Raw genomic sequence first — 21,379 nt, forward strand, 5'->3', positions numbered from 1 at the left:
CTAATCGAGCGCGCCCGGCGCTTACACCGAGACTGTTTCAGGAGGAAGACACCATGCAAGACATGCCCGTTATCGCCGAGGTACGGCATGGCGCGATGTGGATCACGCTGAATCGCCCCACAGCGATGAATGCGATTACTCCCGACATGGTTCGGGGAATCGAGCAGGCGCTCGACGAAGCTGAGAAGCGAGACGACGCGCGTGTAGTCGTGCTGACCGGCGCGGGCCGCGCGTTCTGCGCGGGCGCCGATCTGAAATTTGTGCGTGGCGAGCGCGACGGCGACCAGCCGGGCGCGAGCCAGTTCCTCGATGCGCTGCTCGCGCTGCTTAACCGTCTCGAACGTTTTCCCCGGCCGGTTGTTGCGGCCGTGAACGGCATGGCGCTCGCGGGCGGTCTTGAGCTGGTGCTGTGCTGCGACCTGGTGATCGCGGCGGAGTCGGCGCGGTTTGGTGACGCGCATGCGAACTATGGGTTGCTGCCCGGCGGCGGCGGCTCGGTCCGCCTGCCACGCAAGATCGGCGCGACGCGCGCGAAGTACCTGATGTACACCGGCGAATTTGTCTCGGCCGGGTCGATGGAGTCGGCAGGGCTCGTCAATCAGGTCGTCGAGGACGCGGAGCTTGATGCTGTGGTTGACACGCTCGTGAAGACGATGGCCGCCAAGAGTCCGCTCGGTCTGCGCCGAATGAAGACGCTCGTGAACGACGGTCTCGAGCAGCCCGCCGAGGTCGCGCTCCGCCAGGAACTGCTGATGACCGCGCTTCACCAACACACCGAAGACATCCGCGAGGGGCTTGCCGCGTTCCAGGAAAAACGCGCACCCCAGTTCACCGGCCGCTGAGTCGGCCGGGTGGCCGCTTTCGCATGTGCGCTGCGGCCGCCCCACTCGATGGAGACGAGAATGCAGAAGCTATTTCGCGTGAGCGCTGCGGCGCTGCTCGCGTGGACCTTGCTCGCGGGTCTCGACGGTTGCAAGAGCGTGCCAATCGAACAGACGCCGCCAGTTGCGACCGATCAAGACCCCGGAGCCACAGTGAGCGACACCGACGTCGTCCATGCTTACCACTACCTGCTTGGACGGTTGCTGGTCCTGCGTCAGCAACGCCTCGATTTCGAAAAAGACGGGTTTCAATGGAACCACATCGTGCACCGTAAGCCGGGCAGCGTGGAATGGGCAAACCCGAATCTCGACGTGCTCTATTCCGAAGCATGGGTCGCTCTCGACGAGAAGACGTGCGTGCTGCTCGACATTCCGCGTATCGAAGGACGCTATTACACGTGGCAGATGCTGGATGGCTGGGGAGAGACGGTGCTCAATATCAACGAGCGCACGTTTGCTCAACGGCCTTATGGCCGCTACGCGCTGTGTCTGAAGGGCGGGCGCGCGACACCGCCGGCCGACGCACTGCGCATCGATCTGCCGGTCCGGACCATGCGGGTTCTCGCGCGCATCGAGCCCGGCGACGATCCGGCGCAGGCTACAGGTTTGCAGCATGAATTCCGCTTGACGCCGCTCGGTGAGCCCCGGATTGAAGCGCCCATCGAGGTGCCGCTCTTCACGAACGCACGTTTGCCGCGAGCTGAAGCGTTCGACTTCGCTACGCAGGTTCTCGACGGCCAGCCGGACCTCGCGCCTGGCATGGACGAGGTTCGTACGAAGGTAAGGGCAGTGGCAGCTCTGGTTCAATCGGACGCAGCGGGACGCACGCGGGTGGACGACGTGATCGCCCGGCAGGCGCTGCCGGCGCTTGCGCAGCGGATGAAAACGCTCGGGCCGACTGGCAATGGCTGGGTCCGGCCCATGACCTTCGGCCACTATGGAAGCGACTACCTCGACCGGACGATTGTCGATCTCGTCGGTATCTGGGCGAACACCCGAACCGAGGTGACGTTCTACGGCATGCCGCATCTGGACGGCAGCGCGACTTATACGCAGACCTACCCGAAAGATGCACCGCCGCAGAGTCTCGCGCGCTACTTCTGGTCGGTCACCGAAGTCGATTCGACTCATTACAAGGTGGTGCCGAATCAGCTGGGGCGTTATGCGCTCAACCGGCAGTCGCGCGTGCAGCCCAATGCGGACGGCTCCGTCACACTCGCGTTCGGTCCCGCCCGTCCTGACGGCGTCCCCGAATCGAACTGGCTGCCCACGCAGCCTGGCACGAACTACAACCTCACGTTCCGGCTATATGGCCCGGCGATCGACGTGGCGGCAGGTCAGTATTTCCCGCCGCCGCTTGTCAGGCAGCATTGAGCGACTTGCAGAGAAAATCAACGGCTCCCGGCCGGCACATGTGCGCACGCGCTCCGTTGCGCGCCGTCTGCCTGGAGGCGTTCGAAACGTCTAGGCTGCTTTCACGGAGGTCTTGCGCGGACGGGTGCGGATCTTCGCGGATCCGGTCGCGAGTCCGTGCGACATGAAGTTGACAAACACCTCTGCGATCGCCTCGGGGCCGTGATCGCCCTCTGGATTGAACCAGCTCGGAATCCAGTTAATCGAGCCCATCAGCCATGCCACGGCCAGCTTGGGCTCGCAAGGCGCGATCGAACCATCTTCGATGCCCTCCTGGATGTATTCCCTGATACGCAGATCAAAAGCGCGGCGGCGCTTGCGGACGATTTCCTGATGCTCGGGCAGCATGTCGTCGAGCGCGGACACGAACGCGTGCGAAACGAAATCGTCTGTCACCAGCACGATGAACCGGCCGATTGTCTGTTCGAGCTTTTCGAGCCCGGTCTTGCCGTACCGGCCTTCCTCCAGTGCAATGTCACCCATGTCGAGTGCGAGCGTCTGCGTTTCGAACAGTAGCTCGCGCTTGCCCTTCACGTAGTAGTACAGCGCTGCCTTGGTGACGTTTAGCGCCTCGGCCACGTCGTCAAGGGACGTGTTGTGAAACCCCTTCGCCTTGAAGGCCTGGCCCGCCGCGCGGATCAAAGCGGTTTTCTTGAGCTTTTGCAGATCTTCGCGCGACGGCAGCGCGTCTTTCCACCGCGGGGAAGACTCTTTCGATTTTCGGAGGGTGGGAGATTTGCGCGTAGTCGAAGCCATGATGAAGGATCCCGTTCTGATTCAACGCATCTTACCACGCAGTCGAACCGGCTTTGATCGTGCTCTAACGGCAGCAGGAAAGGCTCTGAGAAGGGCAGTCTATCGCCTGATCGGGCCATTCCGACAAAGGAAAGAGAGTTTCAGATTGACAATTTTACCTATAAGAATAAGAATTAACTTTATAGTAGAAAATGTGTTCATCAATGTGGGTCAACGGCGTGCAATCGGGCATGTTCCACGTTGCGGAGCGAGAATTCAGAACGGCGATCGAAGCATCCGGATTACGGAGACAACCATGGCAGACACATCCACAGCATTTCTTACCGAGCAACAGATCATGATTCGCGACTCGGCGCGCCGCATCGCCGAGGAGGTGATCGCGCCGACCGCCGCGGAGCGGGACCGCACGTCGGCATGGCCGCACGCCGAACTGAAGCAGCTCGCGGAGCTTGGCTTTTTCGGCATGCTCGTTCCGGAAGAGTACGGCGGCGTGGGCGCGGGCGTCGTCGAGTTCTGCCTTGCGCAATACGAGTTCGCGGGCGCCGATGCGGGCCTGGCAACGATTTTGCACGTGCATAACTTCACGGCGCTGTGTATCGCCACGCACGGCACTGAGGAGCAGAAGCGCCGCTATTTGCCGGCCATGGCGCGTGGCGAATCGATCGGCGCATTCCTGCTGAGCGAGCCGCAGGCCGGCTCCGACACCGCCGCGCTGCGCGCAACGGGCCGCCGCGACGGCGACCATTACGTTCTCGACGGCGCGAAGCAGTTCGTCTCGAACGGCAGCGAAGCGGGCGTCGCAATCGCCTTCGTGCTGACGGACAAGGACGCAGGCAAGCGCGGCGCGAGTACCTTCATCATTGATCCGAAGCAGCCGGGTTACACCGTCACGCGCATCGAAAGCAAACTTGGCCAGCACACCGCACATACGGCAGCGATTTCTCTCGAAGGCTTTCGCGTGCCGCGCGAGAACCTGCTGCGCCCGGAAGGTGAAGGCTATCGCCTCGTCATGTCCGGGTTGTCGGACGGCCGCATCGGCATTGCATTCATCGCGGCTGGCGTTGCACGCGCTGCGCTCGACGCTGCTGTCGCGTATGCGAAGGATCGTGAGGCCTATGGCCGCCCAATTGCGGAACTGCAAGGCGTGAGCTTCGATCTCGCCGATATGGCCGCGCAGGTCGAGATTGCCTTCCAGTACTCACTGCACGCAGCGCGTCTGTGTGCGGAAGGCATCGAATGCTCGAAGGAAGCGTCGATCGCCAAGCTGTTCGCGAGCGAGATCGCTGAGAAGGTGTGCTCGGACGCCATCCAGATTCATGGCGGCTACGGCTACCTGACGGACTTCCCGGTCGAGCGCTATAGCCGCGACGTGCGTGTCTGCAAAATCTACGAAGGCACGAGCCATGTCCAGAAGCTGATCATTGCGCGCAGCCTGGTGTAAAGCCGATGTCCGGCCCATTAAAGGCACCCTGAGCCATGAGCGATAGTTCGATGGGTACAGAACCTGACACGCGTTCGCTCAGCCGATGACGTCATCAATCACTGCAAGACGCTGATTGCCAGCTACAAGTGTCCCCGCAGCGTCGAGTTCGTCGACGAGTTACCGCTGTCCGGCGCGGGCAAGGTACTCAAGACGTGCTTGCGCGAGCCATTCTGGAACCGCCGCGCTGGCAACGTTGCATGATTTTTTTTAACCGATTTATCGCGGAGCACACCATGAGCCGAGATGTCTACGTAGCCGGCATCGGCATGATCCCCTTCACCAAGCCCGGTGCGAACGAACCCTATCCGAAGATGGCCGCACGGGCGACAGCTGCCGCGCTGGGCGACGCGGGCATTAGCTACTCGCAGGTACAGCAGTGCTATGTCGGCTACGTGTACGGCGATTCAACCGCTGGCCAGCGCGCGCTCTACAAAGTCGGCATGACCGGTGTGCCGGTCATCAACGTGAACAACAACTGCTCGACGGGTTCGACGGCACTTTATCTCGCCCGTCAGGCCGTGGCGAGCGGCGCGGCGGAATGCGTGCTCGCACTCGGCTTCGAGCAGATGAATCCAGGTGCGCTCGGCACGATTTTCAAGGACCGTCCGTCGCCGTTCGATCATTTCGACACGATAGCGGAGGACCTGGTTGGCGCGACAGAAGTGCCGCCTGCACTGCGCTATTTCGGCGGCGCAGGACTTGCGCACATGAAGCAGTACGGCACGAAGCTTTCGACGTTCGCAAAGATCCGCGCGAAAGCAAGCCGTCACGCTGCTAACAATCCCCTCGCGGTGTTCCGCAACGTCGTCACCGAAGACGAGGTCATGGCCTCTCCGATGGTGTGGGAAGGGGTGATGACGCGGCTGATGGCGTGCCCGCCTACCAGTGGTGCCGCAGCGGCGATCATCTGCTCGGAGCAGTTCGCGCACCAGCATGGTCTGAACCGTCAGGTGAAGATCGCCGGGCAGGCGATGACAACTGATTTCCGTGCCACCTTCGAGAGCCGCGACATGCGCGAGGTCGCAGGTGTCGGAATGACAAAGGCGGCAGCGCGCCAGGTGTACGACCAGGCGGGCATCGGCCCACAAGACATCGACGTGATCGAACTGCACGACTGCTTCGCGCACAACGAGCTTCTGACCTATGAAGCGCTGGGTCTCTGCGCGGAAGGTGAAGCGGAGAAATTCGTCGTCGATGGCGACAACACGTATGGCGGCAAGTTCGTGACCAACCCGTCGGGTGGCCTGCTGTCGAAGGGGCATCCGCTGGGCGCGACCGGCATTGCGCAATGCGTGGAGCTGGTCCAGCAGCTGCGTGGCACCGCGGACGCGCGCCAGGTGTCCAACGCACGGCTCGCATTGCAACACAACGTCGGGCTGGGTGGCGCGTGCGTCGTGACGCTGTACGAGCGCGTCTGAGTGCCTGATGGCGCTTCGATCGACTTCACACTGAATCATCAACAGGAGTAACGTCCGATGGACTTTCGACCGGACATGGGCCTCGATACCTTTCGCCAGCAGGTGCGCGCGTTCCTTCGCGACAACTTGCCGACCGACCTGGCGGGCTCACAGCACGGTGTGCGTTCGCCGCGCGCCGATCTCGTGTGCTGGCAACGCATTCTCAACCAGCATGGTTGGGGTGCACCCTACTGGGCGGCAGAGCATGGCGGCACCGGCTGGACTGCGCAACAGCGCCTGGCCTTCGACGAGGAATGCGCAATAGCGGGCGCACCGACCCAGGATGTGTTCGGACAGCGGCTGCTCGGTCCCGTGCTGAATCACTTCGGCACGGCGGAACAGAAAGCTGAACACTTGCCACCGATCTTCAATGGGGACCGTCTGTGGTGCCAGGGATTTTCCGAGCCTGGCTCCGGTTCCGATCTCGCTTCGCTGCGCACGCAGGCTGTACGTGAAGGTGACCACTACGTCGTGAACGGGCAGAAGATCTGGACCAGCTACGCACATCAAGCGGACTGGATCTTCATGCTGGTGCGCACGGACCCGTCCGCGAAAAAACAGGCCGGCATCAGCTTCCTGCTCCTCGATATGAGAACGCCGGGCATCACCGTGCGGCCCATACTTACGATCGACGGCTGCCATCACCTGAACGAGACGTTCTTCGACAACGTGCGTGTGCCGGTGGACAACTGTGTCGGAGGCGAGGGCGCGGGTTGGAACGTCACGAAGTTTCTGCTCAACAACGAGCATGCGGCAACGGCCGATCTGCCGACGCTCGTCCGCTTTCGGCGGCAATTGCGCAAGCTCGCGGCGACGCTGGTGGTGGACGGCAAGCCGCTGATCGAGCGGCCTGAATTTGCGCAACGGCTCGTGCGCCTCGAAGCCGAATTACAAGCCATTGGCATGATGGTGCAGCGCGTTGCGGCCATGGAGGAAGACCACAGCCCCACTGCTCACGTGATGGGCTCGATGCTCAAGATTCGTGGCACTGAACTGCAGCAGCGGATGAGCGAGTTTCTCGTCGAGTCGCTGGGCGACTACGGGGCCTATGCCTATGCTGATGCAGGTGCGCACCGGGACTCCGGCGCGACGCACGACGCGTTGCCGATGCCTGCGCCAGGTCTTGGACCGGGTATTGCCAGTGAAATGTTTTTCCGGCGTGCGTCGACGATTTACGGCGGCACCAGCGAGGTTCAGCGCGGAATCATTGCCAAGCTGATGTTTCAACTCTGACGCGACAGATCACCATGAACTTCCAGTTGAATTCGGAGCAGCAGATGCTGCAGGACAGCGTGCGTCGCTATATCGAGCGAGCGTACGCATTCGACAGGCGCACTGCGCAGGTCAGGGCAGGCCGCGATAATCATGCGGTGAACTGGTCGTCGTTCGCCGAGAACGGCTGGCTCGCGGCGGCACTCCCAGAAGAGTACGGCGGCCTGGGCGGATCGGTGCTCGACACCGTGCTGATCGCGCAGGAGCTGGGGCGCGGTCTGGTGGTCGATCCCTTCGTTGGCTGCGCGGTGCTCGCCGCGCAGACCTTCGTGGCGGCGGCCACGCCCGCGCAGCTGGACGTACTGCTGCCGCGCGTCGCTGAAGGCACATGCCGCATCGCGCTCGCGTACCAGGAAGCATCATCGCGCGGTAAGCCGACGGTCGTCGAGACGCTCGCGACTCGCGACGCGAGTAGCTTCCGGCTCCACGGACAGAAGACACTCGTGCTGGGCGCGCCCGGCGCAGACCACTTCATCGTGTCGGCGCGTATTGCTGATCACGGTGCAAGCGACGATAACCTGACGCTCTTGCTCATCGACGCGACCGCGCCGGGTGTGACGATGCGTGCGGTGCCACTGCACGACGGAAGCTGGGCGGCGCAGTTGCAGTTTGACGGCGTACAGGTTGGCCAGCAAGCGGTGCTCGGTGAACCAGGGTGCGGTCTGTCCGCGCTTCGTCACGGCCTTGCGCACGGAACCGCAGCGCTGTGCGCAGAACTTGTTGGCGCGATGGAAGCCGCGATCGTCGCAACTGCCGAGCATCTTAAGGTCCGTAAGCAATTCGGTGTGCCGATCGGCAGCTTTCAGGCGTTGCAACACCGGATGGCAGACATGGCTGCCGAGATGGAGCTTGCACGCTCCATGCTGTACGCGCTGCTGGCATCCCTCGAAAACGACGACGCGGCGACGCGTCAGCACACTGCATCAGCTGCAAAAGCGCTGGTTGGCCGTGCGGCGAAGCAGGTGTGCGCTCAGGCAATCCAGTTGCACGGAGGGATCGGCATGACCGAGGAATACACGATTGGTCATTATTTCAAACGCGCGGTCGTTGCCGACATTCTGTTAGGCACCAGCGACCAGCACGACGCCGATCGCGGGGCATTGCTGCGCGATGCGTCAAGTTCTTCCACGGAAATGGCATGAAGCACTACGGAAGCATCGAGGCGTTAAAGCCGCTTGTCGGGGAATCGATCGGCACTAGCGACTGGCTCGTCGTCGATCAGCACCGCATCAATCAATTTGCGGATTCGACCGGTGATCATCAGTGGATCCACGTCGATGTCGAGCGCGCTCGCAGCGGCCCATTCGGCGTGCCGATTGCGCACGGCTTCCTGACTCTGAGTCTGATGCCCGCATTTCTCGAGACGGCGTTCGAGGTGCGTGGCATCGGTTCGGCGCTCAACTATGGCCTCGACAAGGTGCGATTTGTAGCACCGGTTCCCGTGAATTCGAGCTTGCGCGCGCAGTTCAGGCTTGTCGAATGGGAACCGCTGGGAACCAGCGGAGCACAAATCAAGGTCGAGATGATTGTGGAAATCAACGGGCAGAGCAAGCCCGCCTGTGTGGCCGAATCCATCATGCGTTTCTTCTGCTGACCCGCGCGGCCTGTACTTAATGAGATCGAGATAATGAACATTCGTTTTGACGGCAAAGTCGCCATCGTCACAGGAGCAGGTGCGGGCCTTGGGCGCCAGCACGCACTCGCTCTTGCCGCACGCGGCGCAGCAGTGGTGGTCAACGATTTCGGCGCAAATCGGGACGGTACCGGCGGATCGTCCGCGTCAGCGCAAGCAGTCGTGGAGGAAATCCGCGCGATGGGTGGGAGCGCAATCGCGCACGGTGCCAATGTCGCCGACTATGCACAGGTCGCCGACATGGTCGCGCAGGCGATGTCCACGTTCGACCGCGTCGACATCCTGATCAACAATGCGGGCATCTTGCGCGACAAGAGTTTCGCAAAGATGGACCTGTCGGAGTTCAAGGCGGTGCTCGATGTTCACCTGATGGGCTCGGTGAATTGCACGAAAGCAGTGTGGGACATCATGCGCGAGCAGAAGTACGGCCGCATCGTCATGACGACGTCTGCAGCCGGGCTCTATGGGAACTTCGGCCAGGCGAACTACGGCGCAGCCAAGATGGCGCTGGTCGGGTTGATGAACGTGCTCCATCAGGAAGGCATCAAGAACAATATCAAGGTCAACACGATTGCGCCAATCGCGGCGACCCGCATGACCGAAGAATTGTTGCCTGCCGCCGCGCTCGACGCGATCCGCCCCGAGCGTGTCACGCCTGGCGTGCTGTTCCTGTGCAGTGACGACGCACCTTCCAGGGTTGTGCTATCGGCAGGTGGCGGCTCTTTTTCAGCCGCAGCAGTGATGGAGACTGCGCCGTGCCATCTGCGTGACGAGGAACTGACACCGGAGACGATCGCTCGCCGCTTTAGCGAAATTGCAGACTGGAGCAATGCGCGCGCGTATAGCGAAGCAGGGGAAGAGGTGCAGCGGTTTATCAATGGCGCGGTAGAAGCTCTGCGCGGATGAGAACCGGATGGACCCGGGGGCCGCAGATTGCGTGCAAGGAGTGCACGGAGGATCGCGTGTGCACAGGACGCGGTGCGAGCCGGTGGAAAATTTGAGGAGGCAGGTTGAAGGTTCTGGTTGCGGTGAGGAGAGTGGTGGATTGCTATGTCGAGTTCTTCGGTGTGGGGGGAAGGTATGGTGCGGCTGCAGGCATACAATAGCTTGCAATTTATTCAGGTTATTGAAGCAATGATCTGGCATGTGGAATCTGGGGTCCGTTAATCTTCTACTCACCAATGTCCAAGCAAGCGAGGCCGTCGATGAACGCATTCGTTAGTCCGTCATATTTGATTGGCGCTGTCAGCGCTTTCGGCATCTCCCGGCTTGAATTTAGACAATCAGGACTCGTCTTCGCATTGGCCATCTCCCTTGCCGTGAGCGGTTGTGCTACCGATGGGAAGCAGCCTTCCGCAGGCAAGACGGCACCCACCGTTCAGACCGCCGTCTCCGACACGGATATTGTTGATGCCTACTACTACCTTCTTGGCAGGGTGCTCGTGCTTCGCCAGGAGCACCTCGACTTCGAGAAAGAGCAGTTCGAGTGGAACAAACTGATCTATCGCAGCCCGGCCGGTGTCGCATGGGCCAACCCGAATCTTGATGTCGTCTATTCTGAGGCATGGATCGCCGTCGATGAAAAGACTTGCGTGTTGCTGCACATACCGAAGATCAAAGGACGCTACTACACGTGGCAAATGCTCAACGGCTGGGGCGAGACCCTGGTCAATATCAATGAGCGAACTTTTCCGCAACATCCCTGGGGCAATTTCGCCCTGTGCCTCAAAGGTAGCGAAGTTCAGCCGCCCCAAGGTGCGCTTCGCGTCGATTTGCCGGCCAAAACTGCACGAGTACTGGCACGTATTGAACTGGGTAGCAATCCCAGGGAAGCGTTGCGTTTGCAACGTCAGTTCAAACTGACGGCCAAGGGGCGTGTCCAGCCGGACAAGCCGGTCGACGTCCCCATGTTTGAGGGCAACCACTTGCCCGGGGCCGAGATATTCGATGGTGCCGACTCGATTCTCGCAAGCGAACCCGACATCAATCCCGGCATGGAGGATGTCCGCGCCAAACTGGCAGGCGTGGAGTCGCTCGTTACATCGGGCGCGCCCGGACGGGCGCGAGTGGAGAAGGTCGTGACTGAGCAGGCGGTGCCCGCACTCCCCGGCATGCTAGCAACAATTGGTACGTCGAAGAACGGTTGGGCGCATCCGCGGCGCAACGGTAACTATGGTGACGACTACCGGATGCGCACGTTGGCTAACCTGACTGGTATCTGGGCTAACAACCCGCAGGAGGTTACCTACTTCGGTGCGCAGGGTCTGGATGGCGGGGTTTCCTACACCATGACATTTCCGTCGGATGCACGCCCGAAAGACAAGGTCCGGTATTTCTGGTCAGTCATCGCAGTTGACGCAAAGGAATACCATGTGCTGCCCACTTCCACCAAGCGTTACTTACTCAATAAGCAGTCGCCACTGAAATACAATGTCGATGGTTCGCTAACGCTCGCTTTCGGTCCGCATGCCCCGAAGAGCGTGCCAGAAAGCAACTGGCTACCGACGGTCGAAGGGCTGAAATACAACCTCACGTTCCGATTCTACGGCCCCGTCACAGATGTGACGGACGGCACTTATTATCCGCCTCCACTGATTGGTGGCGACTAGAACCCGATCGTTGACCGGTGTCGGGAGCGGCATGTCGGGCGCGCTTCTCGACTGCAGAAATCGGCCGCTCGAAGCGGCGTTGTCGGGTTGCGAGGCCAGTCAGAGGTAGCCTCACCGTTCGGACAGTCTAATCGACAGCCGCCTGGCGCCGCCCGTCACGTGATCAACCTTGAGAGGAGAGGCTGAAACGGTGACGCAGAAACTCAAATTCAGCGCAGGCCAGGCGTTCAATTCGATCATCGCGACGATTCAGGGCAGGTATGTCGTCCGTGAGCTGTCCTTGCGGCGGCGTTGGCTGTTGACACTAGTCGGGGAGCCTGGATCCAAGCAAAAGTATATCGACCAGCCTCTTTGCACTTTGCTGCCAGTCCGGAGCCGACGCGACATTGGACACGCCGACGAGCGCGCGAAGCAGATCCAATGGCTCGAGATCAGGGCGGATATCCCCACTCGCGATAGCGCGCGTGACGAGCGACTGGATTGCGTCCTTGATCTGCGCGCCGGACGATTCGAATAGCTTCGTCGGCCCTCCGACGATCGAATTCAATGCTGGCGCGATGATCTTCTTCGTAGCGATGTAGTCGACGAAGAGCAACATCCAGGCTCGCAACGCATCGAGTGGGGGCAGCGAATCGGACAGTCTGCGCTCTTCCTGGGCGAGTTTCGCGACCTCGGCACGGTAGACACTCTCGAGCAGTGCCTCGCGCGTCGGAAAATGCCGGTAGAGCGTGCCTACGCCGACCCCCGCCTGACGGGCGACGTCCTCCATGCTGATTTCGCCTGCGGCGCGCGTGAACGCCGTCTTCGCTTCGTCAAGAATGCGCTCGCGATTGCGCAGCGCGTCGGCTCTAGGTTTTCGTTCTTTTGGCGTCGGATCGTTCATTTATACGTTGAAGGCTTGCAAACGGAGGGTGACTCCGTTTAGTATCGTAAAAACGGAGGCAAGCTCCGTTTTATCCCGGGCTGGGAATGACGTCAACCTTGATTGTGCTGGAGCGGCGGAAATGACTGAGAAATTTGGTGCGACTTCGACAACGGACGACGTGCTCGCAGGCGTCGATCTTCATGGCAAGCGAATTCTTGTAACGGGCGTGTCCGCGGGACTGGGCGTGGAGACCGCGCGGGCGCTCGCAGCACGCGGGGCCACGGTTATCGGCGCGGCCAGAGACCTGGAAAAGGCAAAGCAGGCGATTGCCGACGCGCGGCGCGAGGCCGGTGCCGCAGGCGGCGACATCGAGTTGATTGCGCTCGATCTCGCGAGCCTCGAGAGTGTTCGGGCTTGCGCCGACAGGCTGCAAGAGGACGGCAAACCCATCGACGTCATCATTGCGAACGCGGGCGTGATGGCGACTCCCTTTGGCAAGACAACGGACGGATTCGAGACGCAGTTCGGCACGAATCATCTGGGTCATTTCGTGCTGGTGAACCGCTTGGCGTCGCTGATTCCAGCTGGTGGCCGGGTGGTGATGCTCGCGTCGTCGGGGCACCGTTTCGCGGATGTGGATCTCGACGACCCGAGCTTCGAGCGTACGCCTTACGATCCGTTCGTTGCATACGGGCGCGCCAAGACGGCGAATATCCTCTTTGCGGTGGCTTTCGATCAACGACATCGGGCGCGTGGAGTGCGCGCAGCCGCGGTTCATCCGGGCGGGATTCACACGGAACTCGCCCGTCATATGGACGAAAGCCAGATGACGGCGCTGCTTGAAAGGATCAACACTCAACTTGCATCAGAAGGGAAAGGACCGTTTCAGTTCAAGACCGTTCCACAGGGGGCGGCGACTTCGGTCTGGGCCGCAGTGGCGGCGTCGGCCGAAGAGGTCGGAGGCAGGTACTGCGAGAACTGCCATGTGAGCGAAACCGTCGCCGACGATGTTGTCATTACGCCCGTCAGCGAAGGTGTTCGACGCTATGCGCTCGATGCCGCCAACGCTGACGCGCTTTGGCGCAAAAGCGAAGAGATGGTTGGTGAATCGTTTTGACATGGCGCGTCGAACGCCATTGCAACGGTTCTCCAACGCCACTAATTCACTTTTCGTACACGCTGCACGACATAGTGTTGATGCTGGACCTGGAACTGGAGTAGCGGCCGTGCTTGCCCAGCGCGATGCGTGAGTTCATGGTAGATGGTCTGCGCGGCCAACTGGCGGCACTGGCCGGCGCGCACATGAAGCGCGCGACGATGGAACTGGGCGGTCATGCGCCGGTGATCGTGGCCGAAGACGCCGACGTGGCGCTCGCCGTGAAAGCCGCGGGCGGCGCGAAGTTCCGCAATGCCGGTCAGGTCTGCATCTCGCCGACGCGCTTTCTCGTGCACAACAGCATCCGTGAAGAATTCGCCGCGGCGCTGGTCAAGCACGCCGAAGGCCTCAAGCTCGGCGACGGCCTCGTCGAAGGCACCACGCTCGGCCCGCTCGCCAACGCACGCCGTCTCACCGCGATGAGCAAGGTGCTCGACGACGCGCGCAAGACCGGCGCCAAGGTCGAAACCGGCGGCGAGCGCGTGGGCTCGGAAGGCAACTTCTTTGCACCGACCGTGCTGACCAACGTATCGCTCGAATCGGACGTGTTCAACAACGAGCCGTTCGGCCCGATCGCCGCGATTCGCGGCTTCGACAAGCTTGAGGAAGCGATCGCCGAAGCCAACCGTCTGCCGTACGGTCTGGCGGGCTACGCGTTCACGAAGTCGTTCACCAACGTGCATCTGCTGTCGCAGCAGCTGGAAGTCGGCATGCTGTGGATCAACCAGCCGGCCACGCCGTCGCCGGAAATGCCGTTCGGTGGCGTGAAGGATTCGGGCTACGGTTCGGAAGGCGGCCCGGAAGCCATGGACGCTTATCTGGTGACCAAGGCCGTGTCGGCCACGGCTGCATAACGCTGACCGGTCGGCACCCGCTTTGAAACGAGGCGCGTCGAGGAAGGGCTAGTTGTCGATAGCCCTGACGGCACCATAAGATAACGCCCTTGCCGCTATCTGCCTTAATGACGCGCCCCACGATCACAACGCCCGGAAGCTTATCGGCCAGACTCGCTTGATGCAGGCTTGAGATGTCCGGCGATGCCATTTTGCCCACCCGAACTGCGCAGAACCTCCAGCGCACTTCGCTCTACCCAGTTATGCCGGAGCAGCCCGTCCTCGCCGACGTGCAGGACAGCAGTTCCCGTCATATCGATCGGTAAGCCCGATGGTTCCGAACCCATAAAGCCGTTGTTCTTTCCCGTAACCCGCCATCGACTGACGACCCGGTCGCCTATTTCGTTCTGAAACGTCTCGATCACATCGAACTCGAACTCATCGATGCTGGCGAGAAATGCAGCGACCCACTTCTTGAACGCTTCGCGCGATTTGATCTCCACTCCGCCCGAGGTTACCGTGAAGTCGTCAGAGACCAGATGGTCCGCTGCGTGTGGATTGCGTAATTGCCAAACCTCACGCCAAAACGTCTCGACGATCTGGATTGAATTCTGCCGTGCCATTTCAAATCTCCTGTTCATTGACAACAAAAAAATCGCTTCTGTTGACCCTGTCCGGCCTTCGGAATGCTTCAATGAGCGGGCATGGTTCCCGCCACGACAACGTGCTTCAACAACGAGGCGATCTCAGCAATCCGCGCGCTGCGTGCGGTGAGGTTCAGCATCTGCCGCAATAAGCCGCGCGTGTCATGCATGAGGCTCGAATTTCCTGAGGTGCGCGAAGCATTTTGTAGTTCGAGCAGTCCCGCTCCTATCTCGATCCACGACATGCATCCATGCACTTGCTGTGCGGATGCCGCGGGCAAAGCGATCCGTAGGAGCGCGTCGATGCTACGGCTTTGCCCCGGTCATTGACCGAAATAGATGCTGTCCCGTGCTTCCGGCGCGGTCACGGTACGGCGCCCGCTTTGCGAGCGGCCCGTCACGGCGCCGCCGAAGGAAGAGGCGCCGGTGCTCCCGGCGTTCGTGTTGGCGTTCTGGAGCGCGGCGGCTGCGCGCAGTTGAGCGGAGGGGTAGGTGGCATCGGGCGCGTCGAACACGCCAGCTTCGCGGGCCTGAACGAGTTCGGCCCGAACTTCTTCGCGGGTCTTGCCATGGGCGGCAGGTTCGGCGAACACAGACGACGATACGATGGCGCCGGCAATGACGACGGGGATCAGAAAGCGTTTCATTTCGTGCTCCTTGGCGGATGGATGAGAAGCTGTTCGACGATCAAGCGGCTAATCTGTGATCTGCCGTTTGCTTGTTCGTCGATCGGTGAATGCATTATTGCCACCGGCCTTCTATCCGCCAATTCCCGAAATGTGCGTACCGTCCAGGAGAAAATGCACAAGCTGTTGCTGCGCGCTGCCCGCGTCAACCGTTACCAGGAAAGCAGCTTGCAATGAACTGCATGACGCTGCGGATCGCAGGAGCGTGCCGCAGATCGTTGTGAATGGAGAGCCATATCTCGCGCTGCAATGGCTGGCCCGGCCCCTCGACGATGCTGAGACTCTCGTCCCAGTCCCCGAGGAAGTAGGGCAAGATGGCCACGCCGACACCTGCCCGAGCGGCCGCTGCCTGGACATCCAGGCTATTGCTGCGCAGAATCACAGGACGTGACTTCGCCTGCGTGGCCAGCCAGATGTGTTGAGCGGATCCGTCGAGACTGTCGTCATATCCGATGAATTCGTAGTCTTCGGGCGCATGCGACGCCAGATATTCCGGCGACGCATAAAACGCGAACGCAACCACGCCGATCTTGCGCGCTACGAGATCGGACTCGGTCGGCCTGCTCAGACGAACGGCAATATCCGCTTCCCTTCGTATCAGCGACACATTGCGCGTGTCGGCGATCAAGCGGACGTGAAGCGCGGGGTGCTGCACGCGCAGCCTGCCTAAGTGAGGGGCAATGACACTGCTGGACATCGACGGCGGCGCGCTGATCACCACCTCGCCGCTAACGACTTCCTGTCCGCCGACCGACATCCGCTCCACGGCAAACGACTCTTCCTGCATGCGCTTGCCCCGTTCGGCGATGCGTTCGCCGTCTGCCGTCAGCACATAGGCGCGTGGGCGGCGATCAACCAGCTTCAGTTCGAGGGACTGTTCGAGCGAGGCGATTCTGCGCGCGACGGTCGCATGATCGACCTTCAAATGCCGAGCTGCTTTCGCGAGCGATTGTTCCTGACTGAACGCGACGAAGTGGCGTAAATCCTCCCAGTCGAACATGAGTTTTCTCCTGTCGCTTTGATCGTTGCGAATCCCCAGGTTGGGACAACTGGACAAGCATATTAGAAGCAAACATGACAGACGTCACAGAAATTGCGTTGTGAAGGGTATGTGCACTGCTGCATATGACCTATGCATCTTTGCGGAATGGCGGGCAGCTTCAGGGCACCTTCCTGCCGTTTGTACATCGATGGTAGCGAAGGAGACATGGAGGAGACGGGACTAGATATAAACCCTTGCGCCTGCGATGCAAGATGATGGACGCACGTCGCCTAATTCAGGTGTTTCAACCAAAATTCGCGACAATTACATTAACAACATCTACCACACCGCCGATAGTATTGTGGAAATCACTACTCGTAGCCGGATATAGCACCTAGGTCACGCTCGATTCCCGCATGCATCCCGCTCCGATGTACCCGTCACAACCTGCTACTGGCCAGGCGCCTGGTCATGGCGTTGCCAACAGGTGAAATCGGGTCGACGGTGGCGATCGTTTCTTGCGATGCCGCGCGCGTGCGTTAGCGTCGTCAATGCCTCCCTCGCCAACGCTCGACGCTCGTGCTGGGCGTCTGAGGAATCAGAACATTTCGCGGCTGATTGGCAGTCCCATACAGGAGGCAATATGCACATAGGCGTTCCGAAGGAGATCAAGAACCACGAGTATCGTGTCGGTCTCACGCCGTCTTCCGTGCGCGAGATCGTCGCGCATGGACACAGCGTGGACGTCGAGACAGGCGCTGGCGCAGGCATCGGCGCAGCGGACGACGCGTACCGGGCGGCGGGCGCGCAGGTTGCGCCCAGCGCAGAAGCGGTGTTCGCCGCTGCCGACATGATCGTCAAGGTGAAAGAGCCCCAGCCGCCCGAGCGTGCGATGCTGCGCCCAGGACAGATTCTTTTCACCTATTTGCACCTCGCGCCGGACCCCGAGCAGTGCGCCGATCTCGTCCGAAGCAACGCGGTCTGCATCGCCTATGAGACCGTCACGCAACGCGGCGGCGGACTGCCTCTGCTCGCGCCCATGTCCGAGGTTGCGGGCCGCATGTCGATTCAGGCGGGCGCGTTCAGCCTGGAACGCGCGCACGGTGGCAAGGGCATCCTGCTTGGCGGCGTGGCGGGCGTGCCCCCTGCGAAGATCGTGATCCTCGGTGCCGGCGTGGTCGGCACCAATGCCGCGCAGATGGCTGTCGGCACGGGTGCGCAGGTCGTCGTAATCGATCGCAATGTCGACGCGCTGCGACGCATGGACCGGCTGCTGGGCGCACGCGTGATCACCGTGTATTCGAATCAGGACAACATCGAACGACAAGTGCTCGATGCCGACCTCGTGATCGGCGGCGTGCTCGTGCCCGGCGCCGCTGCGCCCAAGCTCGTCACGCGCAAGATGGTCGATGCGATGAGCCCCGGCTCCGTTATCGTCGATGTCGCGATCGACCAGGGAGGGTGTTGCGAAACCGCGAGACCTACGACTCACGCGGACCCCACGTACAAGGTTGGCGAAGTCGTACACTACTGTGTCGCAAACATGCCTGGCGGTGTGCCGCGCACGTCCACGTATGCGTTGAATAACGCGACGCTTCCCTTTGTCCTGAAAATCGCCGACCAGGGCTGGCGCAAGGCGCTTACCGATGACGAACATCTGCGTAGCGGCCTGAATGTCGCGTTCGGCAAAGTGACCTGTCCCGAGGTCGCTGAGGCACTGGGCTACCCCTGCGAGGATGCAGGTGCCATCGCCGCTGAATAGCAAAAACATGGAGACGAAGCGCGGGGGGCTTATCCGGTCGCGCTCTCGAGCCAACATGGCGGCGAGAGTCGCGTCCAATCAGACTTGGTCAGGTCCCCACTGCGAACATCTGTATTGCGCGAAGTTCCGTTTCGCCGAACTGTATTTGGCTGGTCGTCGACTATCGGGCCAGTTTGAGACGTTCGAGGGTAATCCACGAATCGTTTCAATCGTGAATTAAAGATGAAACGTGTCGAAAGCCGTCGTCGGACACGGGATGTCACGAGGCCTCCAAACATGAGTTGATCTGTTATCCGAAGCGCCATGCGCTCCGGATAACAGGATGTGGTTCCGGATTTATGCGATGCCGGCGCCGAGTGCCGGAAACACATCGGTGAACAGCAAAGTGATCAGTTGTTGTCCCGCCGGGGTGGACCAGTCCTGCGCGATTTCCGCCATGAGCGTGTTGGTGGCGGTGAGCACCACGCCCGCATCGTGCATCCGTTGACGCGAAAACTCTTCGGAAAGATCGCTGGGCGATCCTGACGCATCCATCACTGCCTGCACGCCAAAGCCTTCGAGCGCAGCGTCGATTGCCGGGAAGATCAGGCAAACGTCGGTGGTCACGCCCGCCATGATCAGGTTCTTGCGCCCCGTGGCAAGCACCGCATCGCGGAAGTCGGGATAGGCCCACGCGTTGACGACGCCGGGGCGCTTGATTCGTGCCGCGTGCGCTTCGGGCAGGATCGCGGCGATTTCCGGAAGAATCGGGCCTTGTGCGCGATCTTCCTGACTGGACGTGATCACGACCGGCAGATCGAGGATCTTCGCCATCTTGGCTAGCGCAATCGACTGTTTGGCGGCGAGATCGCGGTCGATATTCTTAATCAGTTGCATCGTGCCGACCTGATGGTCGATCAGCAGCAAGGCGGTGTTGTCGGCAGTGAATCGTTCAACCTTCATGAGGTAGCTCCTAAGTGGTGATGGGGCGCATGCCCCGGGGGGTGTGGCGGCCTGTTACAGGCTTCCCATCTCGCCACGTTGGTAGGCGGCGGTTGCCGCGATCAGGCTCTCCTGGCTCGCAAAAGCCATCGGTCCATTTGAAAACACGGGCTGGCGCAACGGTTCGCCGATGAACACGGCGACCTTGGCGCCGCCAGCTTTGGCAGCGAGCTTGTGCATCACCGCTTCAGTCGCGGTCGGCAGGATCGGGACACGAAGGTCGTCGAGACCGAAGCTTTCGCCATTGAGCTGCGCGCTGCCGAAGATCGGCATGAAGAAGGCGCGCTTGCCTGCGGCCACCGATAGCAGCAGTTCAGCGCCTTCCTCCAGCGTGATGTCCAGCAAGGTGACCTCGGTTGGCGGTGTCAGCGGGGAGCGCACGCCGTCAAAGCTGCCCAGGGGGACGCGGACCCGGACACCGGGGCGCTGCACCACCGGTACGTCCTGCGGGGCCAGGCTGAGCGCGAACGGCGCCGCGTTCTGCCGTTCCCGAGGAAGGTTGATGAAGATCTGCAGCAGGTGGGTGGTACTTTCCGGCACCGCGGGATTCTCTTCATGGACCACACCCCTTCCGCCAGCGGTCCAATGCAGGCCGCCCGGCTCGATCTGCGTGCTGTTGCCGAGCGAATCGCGGTTGGCAATGCCCGTCTCCGAGTCGAGGAACAGGTACGTCACCGCGGAGAAGCCGGCGTGCGGATGCGGCGGGAACGTTGGCGCGCTCATCCAGGCGTGGTCGACTCCCATAAAAGGATCGAGTTGCGAGGACTCGGAACCGTGCAGGCTGTATGCGCGGAAATGGCTTCCCCGGTTGGCGCGCTGCATGCGCGCAGTGACTGTCGACATGACGGCAGTCCTCAGGCGTGACCGGCTGCGCTCAGCACGGGGTAGTCGATATAGCCCTGTGCGCCGGGCGAGTAGAACGTGTTCTTATCGGGGGCATTGAGCGGCGCACCCACACGAAACCGCTCCGGCAGGTCCGGGTTGGCGAGGAAGGCACCGCCGAAGACCGTGGCGTCAGCGCGTCCCTCTGCCAGCAGGTTTTCAGCCGCGGCCTGGTCGAGTCCTCCTCCGACCATATAGGCGCCATCGAAACGCGGTCGCAACAGTGCGTGGTAATCGACGCTCGTACCGAACAGGGCGACGTGCAGGTACGCGAGATTGATGCCGCGCAGATGGTCGACGAGATACGTGTAGGTTTCCTGCGGCGCAGTGTCGAAAATGTCGTTGAAGTTCATCTCCGGCGAGATCTTGATGCCGACCCGCTCACCGCCGGCCTCCGCCACCATCGCCTCCAGCACTTCGAGAACGAAGCGGGCACGGTTCGCAACGGAACCGCCGTACTCATCCTCACGCTGGTTGCTGCCGGACGAAAGGAACTGTTCAGGCAGATAGCCCGAAGCAGCATGCAACTCGACGCCATCGAAACCGGCTTCCAGAGCGCGACGCGTCGCCCTACGGTACTCATCAACCACACCGGCGATCTCATCCAGGCGCAGCGCTCTCGGCGTCACGAATTTCTCCATGCCGTTGCCGGTCCAGGTCTCGCCCGCCGGTTTGATGGCCGACGGTGCCACCGGCAGCGCGCCATCCGGCTGCAGAGACGGATGCGAGATACGCCCACTGTGCATCAGCTGCATGAAGATACGTCCGCCGCGGGCATGCACGGCTTCGGTGACCCGCTTCCATGCGCTCACCTGTGCATCGCTGTGGATACCGGGCGTACGCACATAGCCCTTACCGGTCGCGGAGGGAAACACGCCCTCGGTAATGATCAGACCTGCGCTGCTGCGCTGGGCGTAGTACGTGATGACAACGTCGTCTGGAACGCCTGCATCATCGGCGCGCGAACGGGTCATCGGGGCCATGATCATCCGGTTCGGAAGGGACAGGCCGCCAATGCGAACAGGGGTGAAAAGCTGACTCATGCTGTGCTCCTCAGTGGTGATGTGTTCATCAGATGGAGTCA

The 21,379-nt window shown here is 61.3% G+C and carries 20 protein-coding genes and 2 pseudogenes; 13 read left to right on the plus strand and 9 right to left on the minus strand.

Translation table 11 applies throughout. The features are described from left to right. Window positions 1–53: 53 nt before the first annotated feature. Both ACQKRQ_RS25095 and ACQKRQ_RS25100 read left to right on the plus strand, forming a co-directional pair. Window positions 54–842, plus strand: coding sequence for an enoyl-CoA hydratase/isomerase family protein (locus ACQKRQ_RS25095; RefSeq protein WP_427480127.1), 789 nt, complete (start codon window positions 54–56; stop codon window positions 840–842). 60 nt (window positions 843–902) lie between these two features. After that, window positions 903–2,255 carry a DUF1214 domain-containing protein gene (locus ACQKRQ_RS25100; protein WP_427480128.1) on the plus strand — a complete coding sequence of 451 codons (1,353 nt, stop codon included), beginning with the start codon at window positions 903–905 and terminating at the stop codon, window positions 2,253–2,255. 90 nt (window positions 2,256–2,345) lie between these two features. Here the strand turns inward: ACQKRQ_RS25100 and ACQKRQ_RS25105 are convergent, their stop codons facing one another. Further along, complete coding sequence (locus tag ACQKRQ_RS25105) at window positions 2,346–3,050, minus strand: TetR/AcrR family transcriptional regulator (RefSeq protein ID WP_132381119.1); 705 nt, start codon at window positions 3,048–3,050, stop codon at window positions 2,346–2,348. 295 nt (window positions 3,051–3,345) lie between these two features. Here ACQKRQ_RS25105 and ACQKRQ_RS25110 point away from each other — a divergent pair, with 295 nt between their 5' ends. From ACQKRQ_RS25110 to ACQKRQ_RS25145, 8 genes and pseudogenes are all read left to right on the plus strand, one after another. After that, window positions 3,346–4,491 (plus strand): acyl-CoA dehydrogenase family protein, encoded by a 1,146-nt coding sequence (locus ACQKRQ_RS25110; RefSeq protein ID WP_427480131.1) that lies wholly within the window; start codon window positions 3,346–3,348, stop codon window positions 4,489–4,491. A gap of 87 nt (window positions 4,492–4,578) precedes the next feature. Continuing rightward, window positions 4,579–4,734, plus strand: a pseudogene (locus ACQKRQ_RS25115) (AMP-binding enzyme); the annotation flags it as partial. A gap of 32 nt (window positions 4,735–4,766) precedes the next feature. Continuing rightward, on the plus strand, window positions 4,767–5,951 hold the full coding sequence (locus ACQKRQ_RS25120) for a lipid-transfer protein (protein ID WP_427480132.1): 1,185 nt from the start codon (window positions 4,767–4,769) through the stop codon (window positions 5,949–5,951). Window positions 5,952–6,008: 57 nt separating this feature from the next. Beyond that, window positions 6,009–7,223 (plus strand): acyl-CoA dehydrogenase family protein, encoded by a 1,215-nt coding sequence (locus tag ACQKRQ_RS25125; protein ID WP_427480134.1) that lies wholly within the window; start codon window positions 6,009–6,011, stop codon window positions 7,221–7,223. A 14-nt stretch (window positions 7,224–7,237) separates the two neighbouring features. Then, on the plus strand, window positions 7,238–8,404 hold the full coding sequence (locus ACQKRQ_RS25130; RefSeq protein ID WP_427480135.1) for an acyl-CoA dehydrogenase family protein: 1,167 nt from the start codon (window positions 7,238–7,240) through the stop codon (window positions 8,402–8,404). Further along, a complete protein-coding gene (locus ACQKRQ_RS25135) occupies window positions 8,401–8,856 on the plus strand; it encodes a MaoC family dehydratase (protein ID WP_132381109.1) in 456 nt (151 codons plus the stop codon). The genes ACQKRQ_RS25130 and ACQKRQ_RS25135 overlap by 4 nt, the downstream gene beginning before the upstream one ends. 33 nt (window positions 8,857–8,889) lie before the next feature. Continuing rightward, a complete protein-coding gene (locus ACQKRQ_RS25140) occupies window positions 8,890–9,801 on the plus strand; it encodes an SDR family NAD(P)-dependent oxidoreductase (RefSeq protein WP_427480137.1) in 912 nt (303 codons plus the stop codon). Window positions 9,802–10,100: 299 nt separating this feature from the next. Next, the gene (locus ACQKRQ_RS25145) at window positions 10,101–11,504 is read left to right on the plus strand and encodes a DUF1214 domain-containing protein (protein WP_427480139.1); all 1,404 of its coding nucleotides are present in this window, start codon (window positions 10,101–10,103) and stop codon (window positions 11,502–11,504) included. Between the two features lie 304 nt (window positions 11,505–11,808). Here ACQKRQ_RS25145 and ACQKRQ_RS25150 read toward each other — a convergent pair whose 3' ends face one another. Next, window positions 11,809–12,387 (minus strand): TetR/AcrR family transcriptional regulator, encoded by a 579-nt coding sequence (locus ACQKRQ_RS25150; protein ID WP_427480141.1) that lies wholly within the window; start codon window positions 12,385–12,387, stop codon window positions 11,809–11,811. A gap of 121 nt (window positions 12,388–12,508) precedes the next feature. On the opposite strand from ACQKRQ_RS25150, the gene ACQKRQ_RS25155 reads away from it, so the two are divergent. Both ACQKRQ_RS25155 and ACQKRQ_RS25160 read left to right on the plus strand, forming a co-directional pair. After that, a complete protein-coding gene (locus ACQKRQ_RS25155; protein WP_427480296.1) occupies window positions 12,509–13,486 on the plus strand; it encodes an SDR family NAD(P)-dependent oxidoreductase in 978 nt (325 codons plus the stop codon). A gap of 158 nt (window positions 13,487–13,644) precedes the next feature. Beyond that, window positions 13,645–14,379: pseudogene (locus ACQKRQ_RS25160) on the plus strand (aldehyde dehydrogenase family protein); the annotation flags it as partial. Between the two features lie 140 nt (window positions 14,380–14,519). Here the strand turns inward: ACQKRQ_RS25160 and ACQKRQ_RS25165 are convergent. The 4 genes from ACQKRQ_RS25165 to ACQKRQ_RS25180 all read right to left on the minus strand — a co-directional run bounded on the left by ACQKRQ_RS25165 (window position 14,520) and on the right by ACQKRQ_RS25180 (window position 16,688). Beyond that, window positions 14,520–14,981, minus strand: a complete 462-nt coding sequence (locus ACQKRQ_RS25165) for an ester cyclase (protein WP_408183134.1) — start codon at window positions 14,979–14,981, stop codon at window positions 14,520–14,522. Between the two features lie 68 nt (window positions 14,982–15,049). Next, window positions 15,050–15,247, minus strand: coding sequence for a hypothetical protein (locus ACQKRQ_RS25170; protein ID WP_408183133.1), 198 nt, complete (start codon window positions 15,245–15,247; stop codon window positions 15,050–15,052). 78 nt (window positions 15,248–15,325) lie between these two features. After that, window positions 15,326–15,649 (minus strand): DUF4148 domain-containing protein, encoded by a 324-nt coding sequence (locus ACQKRQ_RS25175; protein ID WP_427480144.1) that lies wholly within the window; start codon window positions 15,647–15,649, stop codon window positions 15,326–15,328. 184 nt (window positions 15,650–15,833) lie between these two features. Further along, complete coding sequence (locus ACQKRQ_RS25180; protein WP_132381075.1) at window positions 15,834–16,688, minus strand: LysR family transcriptional regulator; 855 nt, start codon at window positions 16,686–16,688, stop codon at window positions 15,834–15,836. A gap of 625 nt (window positions 16,689–17,313) precedes the next feature. Here ACQKRQ_RS25180 and ald point away from each other — a divergent pair. Next, on the plus strand, window positions 17,314–18,432 hold the full coding sequence (gene ald / locus ACQKRQ_RS25185; protein ID WP_408183130.1) for an alanine dehydrogenase: 1,119 nt from the start codon (window positions 17,314–17,316) through the stop codon (window positions 18,430–18,432). A 336-nt stretch (window positions 18,433–18,768) separates the two neighbouring features. Here the strand turns inward: ald and ACQKRQ_RS25190 are convergent, their stop codons facing one another. Genes ACQKRQ_RS25190 through ACQKRQ_RS25200 form a run of 3 tightly spaced genes read right to left on the minus strand, consistent with a single transcriptional unit; the run spans window position 18,769 to window position 21,338 of the window. Further along, a complete protein-coding gene (locus ACQKRQ_RS25190; protein WP_427480146.1) occupies window positions 18,769–19,374 on the minus strand; it encodes an isochorismatase family protein in 606 nt (201 codons plus the stop codon). Window positions 19,375–19,428: 54 nt separating this feature from the next. Next, the gene (locus ACQKRQ_RS25195) at window positions 19,429–20,256 is read right to left on the minus strand and encodes a pirin family protein (protein WP_427480148.1); all 828 of its coding nucleotides are present in this window, start codon (window positions 20,254–20,256) and stop codon (window positions 19,429–19,431) included. A gap of 11 nt (window positions 20,257–20,267) precedes the next feature. Continuing rightward, window positions 20,268–21,338, minus strand: a complete 1,071-nt coding sequence (locus tag ACQKRQ_RS25200) for an alkene reductase (RefSeq protein WP_427480297.1) — start codon at window positions 21,336–21,338, stop codon at window positions 20,268–20,270. Window positions 21,339–21,379 lie beyond the last annotated feature (41 nt).

It is taken from the genome of Paraburkholderia sp. NPDC080076 (genome assembly GCF_050281145.1).
Taxonomy (GTDB): domain Bacteria; phylum Pseudomonadota; class Gammaproteobacteria; order Burkholderiales; family Burkholderiaceae; genus Paraburkholderia.